Consider the following 14,468-nt stretch of genomic DNA (forward strand, 5'->3'; position numbering starts at 1 on the left):
CGCCGGTCTCTGCCTCACGCTGGGCGATGCGGTTCAGCGCCTCGGGGTTCCGCACCCGGATCGTGTCGATGTAATGGGCGAGGATCGGCTGGGTGATCAGGATCATCGAGAGCGCCTGCGTCACCACCAGCGCGACCACGTAGCCAAGGGCCCCCAGCAGGGCCAGCACGATCATCGTCGTCGGCCCCGCGTCCATCAGCAGCGGGATGAAGGCCGCCCCCAGCGCGCCGACCACCCCGAAGGCGACCGAGGCCAGCACGGAGAGCAGCAGGACGCCGAGGATGAAGATCTTGACCACGGCCCCGGCGCGCGGTTCCGAGACGAAGGCGATCTCGTCGCCCGAGGGTCTTGTGGCTCATCAGGTAGCCGAAGCTGCGCACGCCGTAGTAGACCGAACCGATGATCAGCCAGAGGTAGCCGATGAAGGTGCCGACGCCGCCGCCGATGATCACGATGACAGAGCGCGGCTCGTAGGATCCGGGCGAGGGGACGGCGCCCCATACCATCAGGCCCGCCGATACCAGCAGGATCGCGATGCCGATCAGCAGGTGCTTCATCGCCGGGTAAAGCGCGGTCCAGCGCCCGTTCTGGTGCACCCGGGCCGAGCCGTAGAAGCTGCGGTCGGCCATGTATTTTTCCAGCCGGAAGGTCATCAGCGGCGTCAGCAGGCCCAGCGAGATCACGCTGAGGACACCGTAGAGCAGCGCGCGGGCGACATAGCCCCATGCGCCCTTCTCCATCCCCAGCCGGATGCCGCGAAAGCGCGTGCGGGCCATCTTGTAGCGGCGCGCGCGGTAGACCGCGTACAGCAGGAAGGGCAGCACCGCGAAGAACGAGATATAGATGGCGGAGATCTGCCCGATCACCTGGGCGGGCTCTGCCGTCTCGGGATCGATCATGATGTTCAGGCCGAAATAGAACAGCACCATCTGCACGATGCCGAGGTAGACGGCGAGGAAGACGATGGCGACGAGGAAGCCAAGCAGCTTTTCCAGACCGGTGCCGGTGTATTCGAAGGTATCGCCCCCGGCATTGACCGATGACCAGATGTACTTGCGGATGCGGGTCTTGGCCCAGAAGCGGTAGAGGCCCAGCGTGACGACGGTCAGCAGGCCGGTCTTCAGCGTCAGCCCGAACAGCGGCCCCTTCTCGCCGGTATAGCGAAGCGCCATTGTTTCGGTTTCCTCGTGCATCGCGACTACCCCTTACGTGTACATGCGGTTTTTCGGGCAAAATGAAGACGGGGGGCCGGGGCGTAAAGTCGGGAATCCCTGCCGCGGGACGCAGGGCGCGCGGATGTGCCTGTTTTGCATGCTGCAATTTTGCGGGGCAGGGTCGCCCGGGCAGGGGGCTATGGGGGGGATTCGGGCGACCGGCGGCGGAAACGCGACGTTGGTTGGTGCTAACGTGACGATTTTACCCTGTTTGTCGCTGCGGCTGCACGCTACACCGTTTCGCGAGGAAACCGCGGGCCCGTCCCGCATCATGAGGAGAGAACCGCTGATGAAGGTACTGGTGCCTGTCAAGCGCGTGATCGACTACAACGTGAAGGTCCGCGTGAAGGCGGATGGGAGCGGCGTCGATCTGGCCAACGTGAAGATGTCGATGAACCCCTTCGACGAGATTGCCGTCGAAGAGGCGATCCGCCTGAAGGAAGCCGGCAAGGTCGAGGAAGTCATCGCGGTTTCCATCGGCGTCAAGCAGGCGCAGGAAACCCTGCGCACGGCGCTGGCCATGGGGGCCGACCGTGCGATCCTCGTGGTTGCCGCCGATGACGTCCACACCGATATCGAACCGCTGGCCGTGGCCAAGATCCTTGCCGCCATCGTCAAGGAAGAAGAGCCGGGCCTCGTGCTCTGCGGCAAGCAGGCGATCGACAACGACCTTGGCGCCACCGGGCAGATGCTGTCGGCCCTGCTGGGCTGGTCGCAGGCGATGTACGCCAACAAGGTCGACGTGGACGGCGACAGTGCCGTGGTCACGCGTGAGGTCGACGGCGGCCTTCAGACCGTGAAGGTCAAGATGCCGACCATCATCTCGACCGACCTGCGCCTGAACGAGCCGCGCTATGCCTCGCTGCCCAACATCATGAAGGCGAAGAAGAAGCCGCTGGATGAGAAGACCGCCGCCGACTACGGCGTCGACGTCTCGCCGCGTCTCGAGATCGTCGGCACCTCGGAACCGGCGGCGCGCTCGGCGGGCGAGATGGTCGGTTCGGTCGACGAGCTGGTGTCGAAGCTGAAAGAAAAGGGAGTCGTGTGATGGCTGTTCTGCTGATTGCCGAGATTACCGACGGCGCCCTGTCGATGGATGCCACCGCCAAGGCGGTGTCCGCCGCGAAGGCGCTGGGTGACGTGACGGTGCTGGCCGTGGGCGCAAGCGCCAAGGCCGCCGCCGACGAGGCCGCGACCATCGCGGGCGTGTCCGAGGTCCTGCTGGCCGAGGACGACCTCTACGGTCACCGTCTGGCAGAGCCGGTCGCCGCGCTGATCGCCTCGCTGGCCGGCGACTACAGCCACATCGTCGCGCCCGCCACGACGGACGCCAAGAACATCCTGCCGCGCGTTGCCGCCCTGCTGGACGTGATGGTGCTGACCGACGTGACAGAGGTCGTGGACGCCGACACCTTCGTGCGCCCGATCTACGCGGGCAACGCGATGCAGACGGTGAAATCGAAGGACGCGACCAAGGTCATCACCTTCCGGACATCGACCTTCGACGCCGCCGCGACGGGCGGCTCGGCTTCGGTCGAGACCATCGGCGCGGGCGAGAACCCGGGCCTGTCCGAATGGGTCGAGGACAAGGTTGCCGAAAGCGACCGTCCGGAACTGACCTCGGCGGGCATCGTCGTGTCGGGTGGCCGTGGCGTCGGCTCCGAAGAGGACTTCAAGATCATCGAGGCGCTGGCGGACAAGCTGGGCGCGGCGGTGGGGGCCTCGCGCGCGGCGGTCGATTCGGGCTTTGCGCCGAACGACTGGCAGGTCGGCCAGACCGGTAAGGTCGTGGCGCCCGAGCTCTACATCGCCGTGGGCATCTCTGGCGCCATCCAGCACCTTGCGGGGATGAAGGATTCCAAGGTGATCGTGGCGATCAACAAGGACGAAGAGGCGCCGATCTTCCAGGTCGCCGACTACGGCCTCGTGGGCGACCTCTTCCAGGTCGTGCCGGAACTGACCGAGAAGCTGTAAGGCTTCGCGGCTGAAAGTTTTGGGCGCCCTCGCGGGAAATCGCGGGGGCGCTTTTCTTTGCGGGGCGCTTTTTCAGGTGCTGTCAGACCAGGGTCGGGCCACTCTCACCATGAACCAGCGCTGAGTCACGGCGGCAGGCCCTCGCGCAATTGCTGGATTGATCAGCTGTGCGCCGCCCGGCGCGGAGTCAAGGCCGTAGGCCGCCGCGCATCGCCGGGCCGCCCCCTGGCCCGGCGATATGGGTGCCGACAGCGCGACCTGACTGGCGGCACACGGACTTGGCTGGGATAAAGTGCCTTCCCGAGATTGCGGATCGCCGAACCACGGCCCGACGCTGCGCGGCTTCGCGTCCGGGGCTATCGCTTCAGCAGCGACAGCGCCACGCCGCCCAGCACCACCACCGAGGCCACGACGAACTGCCCCGTCAGCGGCTCGGACAGCGCCAGCATGCCGCCCGCCATGGCGATCACCGGCACCGTCAGCTGCGCCACCGCCGCCGCCGTGCCCGTGACCTGCGGCAGGAGGTGGTACCACAGCGCATAGCCCAGCCCCGAGGTCAGCGCGCCTGAGGCCACCGCCAGCGCCAGCCCCGCCGCGGTCGAGGGCACCGCGTCCGGGGCCACCGGCAGGCCCTGCGCCAGCAAGAGGCCCAGGGGCGCGGCGATCAGGAAGTTGGCCGCCGTCGCCGCCAGCGGATCGGTCGCCTTGCGCCCGGCCAGCGAATAGAGGCCCCAGCCAAGGCCCGCGACCAGCATCGCCGCCCCGTGCAGCAGGCTGACCGACCCGGCCCCCTTCGGCCAGAGCAGCCAGACCAGCCCGGCAAAGGCCAGTGCCGCGCCGATCCAGCGCAGCGCGGGCGGGCGCTCTCCGCCCGCGAGGCTGCCCGCGAACATGGTGACCTGCACCGTGCCGAAGAGGATCAGTGCCCCCAGCCCCGCGTCCAGCGCCACATAGGCCGCCGAGAAGCCGTAGATATAGAGCAGCAGCCCCAGCACGCCCGCCACGCGCCCCGGCCCGCCCAGCCGGACCGTGCCCCGCAGCATCAGGCACAGCGCCGCGAGGCAGAGCGCCCCGGACCACAGGCGCACCGTTCCGAAGGCGGTGGCGTCGATCAGGCCGGGGCCGACGGCGGCGCGGTTCAGCACCGAATTCGCCGCGAAGGCGGTCATGGTCAGGGCGATCAGCAGGGGCAGGCGCATGGCGGCAGGCTGGGGCTTTCGGGATTGGCGGGCTTCGGGTGGCAGGCTGTCTGCGATCAGGGTGACCGGGTCCGGCCCTGACCGCAAGGGGCGCCGCCGCCGGTGCCCCGCGCGTGGCGGCGACGGGGCGTGGTGCGGAGGCACCCGGCTGGCCTTTTTCGTGCGGAAGGGGGGGCGCGTACGGCAGGGGTTGGCCCGTCCGGAAGGGGTGGGGTCAGGAGGTCGTCGGGCCTGGCGGCGCGGGGGCTGGCCCGCGATCCCGGGCGCGTCCCGGGGCAGGGCGGGAAGGTCGGGCCCGCGCGGCGCCGGAAAGCCGGCCCGCCTGATGGCGCGCAGGCCCCGGCGAAAGGCAAACCGCTTCACCCCGCAGGCGGGGGAGGAGGGGGCTCTGCCCCCGCTGCCTGCGCAGCCCCCCGGGATATTTTCGGACAGAAGAAGGGCGGATGGCCCCTGCCGGGCGCGGGGCGTGCCGCCCGAAGACGCGCCCGGGGGATCAGTTGAACTTGTTGTCCCGGGGGAAGCCGCGCGGTGCCATGCGCCCCGACCCGGCGCGCTTTCCGGTCCATTCCTCTAGGTTGCTCTCGGTCCGGGTGCGGTCGTACCGGATCGCTCCACGACAGGCCCTCGGAGAGGGTGAAGGTGCGGGCGTCGGACATCCCGCCGTCCTTGTACTTCTGCAGGCGTACCCCCTTGCCGCGGCCCATTTCGGGCAGTTCGTCCAGCGCGAAGACCAGCACCTTGCGGTTCTCGCCCACCACGGCGACGTGGTCGCCCGCGACGGCGCGGCAAACCAGCGCGCGGGCCGGGGCGCGGACATTCAGCACCTGCTTGCCCGCGCGGGTCTGGGCGATCACCTCGTCCTCGGGCACGACAAAGCCGTCGCCCGCCGTCGAGGCCACCAGCAGCTTGCCGCCGGGGCGGTGGATGAACAGGTCGACGATCTCGACCTCGTTGGGCAGGTCCACCATCAGGCGCAGCGGCTCACCCATGCCGCGCCCGCCGGGCAGGTTCGCCGCAGAGATCGTGTAGAAGCGCCCGTTGGAGCCGAAGACCAGCAGGCGGTCGGTGGTTTCGGCGTGGAAGATGAAGCGCGGGCCGTCGCCGTCCTTGAACTTCAGCTCGCGGTCCAGCGCGATATGGCCGGTCATGGCGCGGATCCAGCCCATCTGCGAACAGACCACGGTGATCGGCTCGCGCTCGATCATCGCCTCGAGCGGGACTTCCTCGGCCTCTGTCGCCTCGGCGAAGGTGGTCAGGCGGGCGCCGCGGGCGAAGTCCTTGCCAAAGCGCTTGCGGGTCTCGCGCAGCTCCTCGGCGATGCGCTGCCATTGCAGGTCTTCGCTGTCGAGCAGATCCTCGAGGCCCGCGCGCTCCGCCATCAGGGCGTCGCGCTCGCGCACCAGTTCCAGCTCTTCGAGGCGCCGCAGAGAGCGCAGGCGCATGTTCAGGATCGCCTCGGCCTGCACGTCGGACAGGCCGTCCTCGCGGCCCGCGTAGCGGCTGGGGATCTTGCGCTCGTCCTCTTCCTCGGCCAGCACGCCGCGCGCCACCGCCTCGGGGTCGGCGACCAGCGACAGGCCCGCCAGGTCGACACCGGCCAGCGGCGAGCGGTAGTCGCCTTCGTCCATGGCGCGGGGGATGGTGTCCTGGTGCGGCTTCGACCAGTCCTCGTACATCAGGGCGGCCTTGGGGTCTTCGTCGTAGCGGATGATGTCGATCACCCGGTCGAGGTTCAGGAAGGCCACGATGAAGCCTTCGAGCACCTCCAGCCGGTTGTCGATCTTCGCCATCCGGTGCCGGGCGCGCCGGGTCAGCACGTCGCGGCGGAAGTCGAGGAAGGCGCGCAGCACCTCCTTGAGCGAGCAGACCCCGGGCGTCACGCCGTCGATCAGCACGTTCATGTTCAGCGAGAACCGCACTTCCAGGTCCGAGTTGCGGAACAGCAGGTTCATCAGCACGTCGGGGTCGACGTTCTTGGACTTGGGTTCCAGAACGATGCGGACGTCTTCGGCGCTTTCGTCGCGCACATCGGCCAGCACCGGGATCTTGCGGCTCTGGATCAGCTCGGCGATGCGCTCGATCAGCTTGGACTTCTGCACCTGGTAGGGGATCTCGGTGACGACGGCCTGCCATGTGCCGCGGCCCAGATCCTCGGAATGCCAGCGCGCGCGCAGCCGGATCGACCCGCGCCCGGTGGAATAGGCCTGCGCGATGTTTTCCGCCGGTTCGACGATCACGCCGCCGGTGGGGAAATCGGGGCCGGGCACGTATTGCAGCAGCGTGTCGTCCACCGCGTTCGGCGATTTGATCAGATGCAGGCAGGCGTTGATCAGCTCGCCGATGTTGTGCGGCGGGATATTGGTCGCCATGCCCACCGCGATGCCGCTGGAGCCGTTGGCCAGGAGGTTCGGGTAGGAGGCCGGCAGGACCGAGGGTTCGGTCAGGCGGCCGTCGTAGTTGGGGCGGAAGTCGACGGCGTTCTCGTCCAGCCCGTCCAGCAGCGCCTCGGACATCACCGTCATGCGCGCTTCGGTGTAGCGCGAGGCCGCCGGGTTGTCGCCGTCGATATTGCCGAAGTTGCCCTGACCGTCGACCAGCGGGTAGCGGATCGTGAAGTCCTGCGCGAGGCGCGCCATGGCGTCATAGATCGCCGCGTCGCCATGCGGGTGGAAGTCCCCCATGGTGTCGCCGCTGATCTTTGCGGATTTCAGGAAGCCGCCGGTGGAACTAAGCCGCAGGCGGCGCATTGCATAAAGGATGCGGCGATGCACCGGCTTCAGCCCGTCCCGTGCATCGGGCAGCGCCCGGTGCATGATCGTGGACAGCGCATAGGTCAGATAGCGCTCTCCGATCGCCCTGCGCAGGGGTTCTGCAAGGTCGCGGGGATTGGTTTCGGGATCGATGTCGTCGTCGCTCATGTCGGTCGTGATACAGTTGCGATGCAGCCGCAGCAAGCACGGCCACGGGATTGTTTCCCGCTTTTTCTCTTAAGGGGGAATGGGGAATCATGTATGAATCATGGAATGTCACAACTGCTGCGGGTGGCATTGGGCGGGCCTTGGGATGGTCTGACCCGTAGACGGGGGATCGATCATGTTTCGGGTGATGCTCATCACATTCGGGGTGCTTGGCTGGGCCTGGTACGAGCTTTCGGGCGGGTCCGAGTTCGAGGCCGGGGACACTGGCGTCACGCTGATGGCCGCCGTTCCCGACACAGCGCTCGGGGCCACCCCCGGGCCCGAGGTCACGCGGGCGGACAGATCCGCATCGGACCTCAGCTCCGTCGCGCCGGTGCGCGAGGCAGCGGCCCCGGTCCGGCAGCCCCTGCCCGAACCCGCCAAGGCGGTCATCGCCGCAGAGCCCGTGGTGCCCGCCGACCCGCAGAAATTCGCGGCCCTTCTGGACGCGGCCCTGCCGGACGAGCCCGAGGGCAACTTCGACGATGCGCCGGTGGCCGAGGTCATGCCGGTTGCGGGCACCGCCCGGCCTGCCGTTGCAGAGCCTGTGGTGGCAGAGACCGCCTTTGCAGAGCCCTCCGTTACGGAGCCCGCGATTGCCGAACCGCAGAGGGCGGACCTGCGCGTGGTTGTCGGGTCGCGGGTCAACCTGCGCGAAGGCCCGGCCACCAGCTACGCTGTCGTGACCCAGCTGCTTCAGGGCGAATTCGTCGAGGTCCTCGATGAAACCGGCGATGGCTGGGTGCGCCTGCGCGCCGTCGACGGCAATAACGAGGGCTGGATGGCCGCCAGCCTCCTTGTCGCCTCGAACTGAGTCGCCCCGAACCGGCGGTCAGATCAGGTAGATCGCCAGACCGATCACGCCGAGGATGAAGGCGTAGCCGATCAGCGCGAACAGCCCGTCGCGCAAGAGCAGCGTCATCGCCATCAGCGAGACCGCCGCGCCAAGGATCGAGGACGAGAAGGGCACCAGCTCCAGCACCGGCATGGCCAGACCGCAGAGCAGGCACAGCAGGTGCGTGATGCGGTCGAAGGGAGGGCGGACGAGAACCCGCAGCCGTTCGCGCGACTGGCGATCCAGCCAGCGCGCCGGTTTGCGCAGGGTCTTGACCGCCGATTTCAGCTTGTCCGAGGGGATCTTGCGGCGCTGCAACCATTGCGGCAGCCACAGCGACTCGCGCCCGAAGAGCATCTGCGCCGAGACCAGCGCGATGCAGAGGCCGCAGAGGCTGGAAAACAGCGGAATCCCCGACAGCGGCGTGACCACGGCCAGCGCCGGGGTCAGCAGGACCGGCGTGAAAGAGGCGTGCTCGACCTCGCTCAGCAGGTGGCCCAGAGAGGTTTCGCCCTCCTGCGCGGCGTCGTGCAGTTCCTCGATGACCTCCGTCATGGTCTGGGGGCTGTCGTCGTAGCGGGTGGTGTCGTCCAGGGTCATTCTTGCGTTCCGTCGTCGTCCGGCAGGGCCGCGAACCACGCGGCCAGCGCCTCTATCTGTGCATCTGTCAGGTCGCGCGCGGCTGCGGTCATCAGGTCAGAGCCACTGGACCACCTGGTCCCGCCACAGCACCAGCTGCGCGGCGATGAAGGCCTGGTTCTGACCGGCCAGCGCGGGGAAGGGTGGCTGGCCCGCGCGCGGTTCGCGGCTGCGGTGCGGGCCGTGGCAGGCCACGCAGGCGGGCACGTCGCGGGTGCCCTGCGTGGCCAGCGCCTGACCCTCGGCGCTGCCCCCGGCGGCGTCGCGGTCGGTCGGCTCTTCCGCGAGGAAGGCGGCAAGCGCGGGGTCCATGCTGGCCGGGTACAGGCTGACCGCCTGCTCCATCACGCCGCTGGGGCGCCCGGTGCCGCGATAGGCCTGCAATTGCGCCAGCAGGTACTCTGGCGTCTGGATGTCGAGGCGGGGAACCATGCCGCCCACCGGGCCGTGGCAGGTCTGGCAATAGGCCTTAACCTGTTCCGGATCATCCGTTTCGCGGCCAAGCGGCAGGCCGGGCTGCGGCAGCTCCGGCGCGGTGCCCTCTTGGATCGCCGTCAGGTAGGCCGCCAGGCTCCAGGCCTCGTCGCCGCGACCCAGCGCGGGCCAGCCGGGCATCCCGGTCATCTTCGCGCCGTTCTCGACGATCCATTGCATGTGATTGGGTTTCCAGTCCGCGACCGCCTCTTCGATATGGGGCGGCTGCGGCGACATGGCCAGCGCGGTGGCGGGGCGCGGCTGTCCCGGCGCGGCATGGCAGGCGGTGCAGGCGGTGGCGTAATGCCCGGCCCCCAGCGCGATCAGGTCGGGGTCCGAAAGGTCGGGTGCCTCGTCCATCGAGGGGGCGCGCAGCTTGATCGCCTGCCGGAAAGCGGTGTGCAGCAGCGGACCGACGCCGGGCCAGTGCCCGGCCTGCGCCGAGATATTGTAAAGGCCAAGGCCCACGGTCGCGGCGCCTCCGATGGCGCTGGCAACGGCAAGGGCGGCAGCGGTCAGAAGGGCGGTGCGGGTGTGGATCATGCGGGCGCCTCCCGGTTCAGGGCCTTCGCGCTCAGCCAGAGGCCCGCCGCAAGGTAGATCGGCGTGCCGATCCCCAGCATCAGCATCCCGCCCAGTTGCTGCGCGGTGACATCCGGCGCGGTGCCGCAGAGCGCGGCGTACAGATCGCGCGGGGCGAGGATCAGCAGCGCGCCAAGCAGTGTCATGTGCATCGAGGTCAAGAGCATCCCGCCCGCGCCCGCCAGCGGCTGCGCGGCGCGCAGGCACCCGGCCCAGACAAACAGGCCGACCGCCAGAAAGCTCGCCTGTTCGGCCATGAAGGCGGGCAGCGACAGCCGCCCCAGCGCATGCGCCATGGGCAGGTGCCAGGCCCAGACGACGATGAATTCGAGCACCGCCGCCAGCAGCGGCGCCATGGCCAGCGCGTCGGCCCAGCGGTCCGGCAGGCCCATGACGATCAGCGGCGCGGCCACGGCGACCAGCCCCATGTGCCGCAGCATGTGGACCGGGAAAGCGGGCCAGAGCGCCTCCAGCGGGGCCAGCCAGAGAACCGCCAGCAGGGCAAGACCCGCGCTCAGCGACAGCGCCTTCATTGGCAGCCCCCGATCAGCAGCAGCGGCAGGGTCACGAAGACCACCCCGATGAACGAGATGATCGACAAGAGGAAGGCCGCGTGGCCGAGGAATTCGTGCCGCGGTTCCGGCACGCCGACCTCTTTCGGCGTCTCGGCAAGGTTTTCCGGCCCCCATTGCCGGAAACTGCGCCAGCCCAGCCAGACGATGGCCGCCAGCGCCGCAGCCGACAGCGCCAGCAGCACCGCGCGCGACGGGCCGAAGGCGAGAACACCCTTGGCGCAGGCCACGGAAACCACGGCGTAGCAGGCGACGAAATGCACCGCCCAGACGGTGGGCGCGAAGGTGATGCGGATCAGGCTTTCGCGCTCTTCCGCGAATTCCTTGCGGTCGGCGTCGGGGCGCGGGGTCTTGTCGTTGTCCGCGTCGCCCTTCTGCGGGCCCGCGTCCCGTTCGCCTCCGTCCGGGCGGGTGTCCTGGCGGGGATCGGTCATGCCAGCGCCCTCGGGGCGAGGCCGATCACCGCGCAGGCCACCAGCGCCGAGATCACGAGGAAGTGCCAGAACAGCGTGACGTTGTGGATGTCGGCGTCGTAGCGGGGCGTCATCTTGCCCGCCAGACTGCCCGCCAGGCAGTAAAGCTGCATCACGATGCCCAGGGCGCCATGGACGGTGATCCAGACCACGATGGCGCAGACCGTGGCGGGGTAGACGTGGGTCGAGGGCTCCAGCGGCAGAACGGACCAGACCATCGCCGCCATGGCCGTGGCCGTCAGCACCGGCGCCGCCGCCAGCGCGATCCGCGCCGAGCTGACCGAGCCCTGCGCGTTCCAGCCGCGCGCCAGCCGGGTCAGCGCCCAGGATCCGGCGTAGCCCGGGGCCGCCACCGCTACCAGCCAGCCGGTCGCATGCGTGGCGCCTTCGGGCGGGAAGTCCGGCTGCGCGGTCCAGTAGAAGAAGAAGCCGAAGATGATCGAGGCAAAGGCCGTGGCGTCCCCCAGCATGGTGATCCACATGGCCCACCAGCCCACGCTGTCGGGACCCGAGGCATAGGTCGGCAGCGTCAGCCCCAGCCCCGCGTCCTTGGCCGGGACGGTGGGCGGGCGCGCGGTGTCGCGCCACAGCCAGTAGATGATCGCCATCCCGGCGAAGGCGCCGCAGATCACGGCGGGCCAGTAGATCGAGAAGGTCGGCAGGATGAAGCAGGCGCCGGTGAAGGCGGCGGCGATATGGGTGATCCAGGTCGGCCCCGTCACCTTCTGGATCTGCATGGGCCGGGCGTCGATCACGCTTGTGATGATCGTCTCGCGCGTTTCCTCGCTGGCGTCGGGCAGGTAGTAGCGGCCCGCGTCCATGCGCTCCAGCATCCCGGGCTGGTCCCACAGCGGATAGCGAGAGGTGATGTGCGGGATCGACCGCACGCCCCATGCCTCTTCGGGGATGTCATGCGCCCATTCCAGCGTGCCGGCGCCCCAGGGGTTGCGCTCTATCTGCGGCTGGTTCTTCTTGGGCCGGATCATGTCCCAGACGAAGACCGCGAAGCCTGCGGCGATGACGAAAGCGCCCACGGTCGAGATCATGTTGAGCGCGTCCCAGCCCAGCCCGGTGGGGTAGGTGTAGACGCGGCGCGGCATCCCCAGAAGGCCGGTCAGGTGCATCGGCAGGAAGCACAGGTTGAAGCCCGAGAAGATCAGCCAGAAGGCCCAGCGGCCCAGACGCTCGGACAGCATCTTCTTCCGGAAGAAGGGAAAGAAGTAGTAGACGCCCGCAATCACCGGGAAGATCAGCCCGCCGAACAGCGTGTAATGCAGGTGGGCGACGATGAAATAGGTGTCATGGACCTGAAAGTCGAAGGGCGCGATGGCCAGCATGACGCCGGTCAGCCCGCCGATGATGAAGACCGTCAGCGCCCCCGCGATCCACAGCATGGGCAGGCTGCGTTTCACCTTGCCCACCAGCAGCGTGGCGAGGAAGGCGAAGATCTGGATGCCGGTGGGGATCACCACCGCCTCTGACGCCGCCGAGAAGAAGCCCAGAGAGATCGACGGCAGCCCGGTGGTGAACATGTGGTGCACCCAGAGGCCAAAGCTGATGAAGCCGGTGCCCACGGCGGACAGCACCACCCACGAGTAACCCACCATCGCGTGCCGCGCGACGGTCGGGATGACCATGGCGGCGATGGCGATGGAGGGCAGGAAGATGATGTAGACCTCGGGGTGGCCGAAGATCCAGAACAGGTGCTGCCAGAGCATCGGGTCGCCGCCGCGCTCGTGGTCGAAGAAGGGCCAGTCCATGGACCGTTCCAGCTCGAACAGGAAGTCACCGGCGATCAGCGGCGGGAAGGCGAACAGGATCATGCCGCCCACGACCACCACATACCACGCGTAAAGCGGCATCAGGTTGACGCGCATCCCCGGCGGGCGGCACTTCAGCGCGCCGACGATCAGTTCCACCGCCGCCGCGATGCTGGCGACCTCGATGAACGACAGCCCCAGAAGCCAGATGTCGCTGCCCGGCCCCTCGGCCTTGGTGGCCGAGGGGCGGATACATGAACCAGCCGGAATTGGGCGCGACGTCGAAGAAGATCGACGAGATGACGAAGATGCCGCCGATCAGGAAGCACCAGTAGCCGAAGGCGGACAGGCGCGGGAAGGGCATGTCCCGCGCGCCCAGCAGGGCGGGCAGGATCAGGATCGAGAGCGCCTCGAACATCGGGACGGCGAAGAGGAACATCATCGCCGAGCCGTGCATGGTGAAGAGCTGGTTGAAGCGGTCGGCGCTGACCAGATCGTTTTCCGGCACCGCCAGTTGCAGGCGGATGATCAGCCCCATCACCCCCGCCATCAGCATGAAGACCAGCGCGGTCAGCGAGTACCAGACGCCGACCTCGGTGTTGTTCACCGCCGTCAGGTAGCGGATGCCGGTGGGCGTCTTCCACGCGCGGCGCAGGCGTTCCTTGCTGGCGCAGTCGAAGTCCGGGTCGACGGGCTGCGCCAGCATCTCTTCGGTGGGCGGGTAGGGGCCTTCGGGCGCGGGCTGGTCGTGGGGGCTCATTCCAGTCCTTTCAGGTAGAGCGCCAGCGCGCGGCGGTCGGCGTCGGGAAGTTGGTCGTAGGTCGGCATCTCGACACCGGGCTTCAGCTCTCCGGTGTGCGCCAGCCAGCGCTCCATATCGTCCAGCGTATTGCCCAGCCGCCCGGCGCCCAGCGTGTGGCGGCTGCCGACGTGGGTCAGGTCGGGGCCGACGAGGCCGACGTGGTCGGTGCCCCGGATGACATGACAGGCGCCACAGCCCTCGCGGTCGAAGACCTCGGCCCCCTGTTCCGCCTCGGTTGTGGCGGGCGTCTTGGCGTCGGCCTCCTCAGCCGCCAGCCAAGCCTCGAACTCGGCCTCCGGCAGGACCACCGCCTCGAAGGCCATCCAGGCATGGCTCATGCCGCAGAACTCGGCGCATTGGCCGCGGTAGACGCCCGGTTCCAGCGGCTTCAGGCTCATCCGGGTCTCGCGGCCCGGGAACATGTCCAGCTTGCCGCCCAAGGCCGGGATCCAGAGCGAGTGGATGACCTTGCCCGCCGTCAGTTCCAGTTCCGTCCGCTGGCCCGCCGGGAAGCGGATCTCGTTGGCGGAGATCACCGGCGTGTCGGAGCCTTCGCGGAAGTATTCGACCCGCCACCACCATTGCTCGCCGGTGACGCGGATGCGCAGCCCGTCGCCGGGCTGGCGCTGGTCGGGCAGGATCGACAGGCCCCAGACCAGCAGCGCGCCGATGGTCAGCGTCGGCCAGACGATGCCGCCGCCGACAAGGATCAGGCGGGTGTAGCGCGCGGGCAGGGCGCCCACGTTGACGCGGGTCAGGTAGAAGAACAGCCCCAGCATGATGCAGAAGATCACCACCGCGCCGGTCAGCATGACCCAGAACAGCAGCGACAGGACGGCGGCGTCCTCTCCGGCGGGGGACAGCGCCGACTGGCGGCCTTCGCAGGCGGACAGCAGCAGGACAGCCGCAAGAAGGCCGATCCGGCCTCCCCCTTGGCATGCGCGACAACGTGAAGGAACCGCCGGGATCATGCTGGCGAAATGCGCC

The 14,468-nt window shown here is 68.6% G+C and carries 12 protein-coding genes and 1 pseudogene; 3 read left to right on the plus strand and 10 right to left on the minus strand.

Translation table 11 applies throughout. The annotated features are described in order from the left end of the window. Positions 1-14: 14 nt before the first annotated feature. The gene (locus ABFB10_RS11120) at positions 15-1,172 is read right to left on the minus strand and encodes a YjgN family protein (protein WP_347166575.1); all 1,158 of its coding nucleotides are present in this window, start codon (positions 1,170-1,172) and stop codon (positions 15-17) included. 331 nt (positions 1,173-1,503) lie between these two features. Between ABFB10_RS11120 and ABFB10_RS11125 the strand changes: the two genes are divergently transcribed. Both ABFB10_RS11125 and ABFB10_RS11130 read left to right on the plus strand, forming a co-directional pair. Then, the gene (locus tag ABFB10_RS11125) at positions 1,504-2,262 is read left to right on the plus strand and encodes an electron transfer flavoprotein subunit beta/FixA family protein (protein ID WP_347166576.1); all 759 of its coding nucleotides are present in this window, start codon (positions 1,504-1,506) and stop codon (positions 2,260-2,262) included. Continuing rightward, positions 2,262-3,188: an electron transfer flavoprotein subunit alpha/FixB family protein gene (locus ABFB10_RS11130; RefSeq protein WP_347166578.1), complete on the plus strand. Its 927-nt coding sequence runs from the start codon at positions 2,262-2,264 to the stop codon at positions 3,186-3,188. Before ABFB10_RS11125 ends, ABFB10_RS11130 begins: the two co-directional genes overlap by 1 nt. 356 nt (positions 3,189-3,544) lie before the next feature. On the opposite strand, the gene ABFB10_RS11135 is transcribed toward ABFB10_RS11130, so the two are convergent. Together ABFB10_RS11135 and ABFB10_RS11140 are read right to left on the minus strand one after the other, a co-directional pair. Further along, entirely contained in the window at positions 3,545-4,387 is an 843-nt protein-coding gene (locus tag ABFB10_RS11135; RefSeq protein WP_347166579.1) for a DMT family transporter, read from the minus strand. 359 nt (positions 4,388-4,746) lie between these two features. Then, positions 4,747-7,305 (minus strand): DNA topoisomerase IV subunit A, encoded by a 2,559-nt coding sequence (locus ABFB10_RS11140; RefSeq protein ID WP_347166580.1) that lies wholly within the window; start codon positions 7,303-7,305, stop codon positions 4,747-4,749. Positions 7,306-7,492: 187 nt separating this feature from the next. On the opposite strand from ABFB10_RS11140, the gene ABFB10_RS11145 reads away from it, so the two are divergent. Next, positions 7,493-8,158, plus strand: coding sequence for an SH3 domain-containing protein (locus tag ABFB10_RS11145; protein WP_347166581.1), 666 nt, complete (start codon positions 7,493-7,495; stop codon positions 8,156-8,158). A gap of 18 nt (positions 8,159-8,176) precedes the next feature. Here ABFB10_RS11145 and ABFB10_RS11150 read toward each other — a convergent pair whose 3' ends face one another. The 7 genes and pseudogenes from ABFB10_RS11150 to ABFB10_RS11175 form a co-directional block, all read right to left on the minus strand. Next, a complete protein-coding gene (locus tag ABFB10_RS11150) occupies positions 8,177-8,779 on the minus strand; it encodes an exopolysaccharide biosynthesis protein (RefSeq protein WP_347166582.1) in 603 nt (200 codons plus the stop codon). Further along, positions 8,776-8,871, minus strand: a complete 96-nt coding sequence (locus ABFB10_RS24115) for a c-type cytochrome (protein WP_430523010.1) — start codon at positions 8,869-8,871, stop codon at positions 8,776-8,778. Before ABFB10_RS24115 ends, ABFB10_RS11150 begins: the two co-directional genes overlap by 4 nt. A gap of 4 nt (positions 8,872-8,875) precedes the next feature. Continuing rightward, complete coding sequence (locus tag ABFB10_RS11155) at positions 8,876-9,835, minus strand: c-type cytochrome (RefSeq protein WP_347166583.1); 960 nt, start codon at positions 9,833-9,835, stop codon at positions 8,876-8,878. Beyond that, a complete protein-coding gene (locus ABFB10_RS11160; protein WP_347166584.1) occupies positions 9,832-10,407 on the minus strand; it encodes a cytochrome c oxidase assembly protein in 576 nt (191 codons plus the stop codon). Before ABFB10_RS11160 ends, ABFB10_RS11155 begins: the two co-directional genes overlap by 4 nt. Further along, positions 10,404-10,880 (minus strand): hypothetical protein, encoded by a 477-nt coding sequence (locus tag ABFB10_RS11165; RefSeq protein WP_347166585.1) that lies wholly within the window; start codon positions 10,878-10,880, stop codon positions 10,404-10,406. Before ABFB10_RS11165 ends, ABFB10_RS11160 begins: the two co-directional genes overlap by 4 nt. Further along, a pseudogene (ctaD, locus tag ABFB10_RS11170) lies at positions 10,877-13,439 on the minus strand (cytochrome c oxidase subunit I). Before ctaD ends, ABFB10_RS11165 begins: the two are co-directional and overlap by 4 nt. Beyond that, positions 13,436-14,452, minus strand: a complete 1,017-nt coding sequence (locus ABFB10_RS11175; protein WP_347166586.1) for a cytochrome c oxidase subunit II — start codon at positions 14,450-14,452, stop codon at positions 13,436-13,438. Before ABFB10_RS11175 ends, ctaD begins: the two are co-directional and overlap by 4 nt. Positions 14,453-14,468 lie beyond the last annotated feature (16 nt).

This window comes from Ponticoccus litoralis (assembly GCF_039769985.1).
Classification (GTDB): Bacteria; Pseudomonadota; Alphaproteobacteria; order Rhodobacterales; family Rhodobacteraceae; genus Ponticoccus; species Ponticoccus litoralis.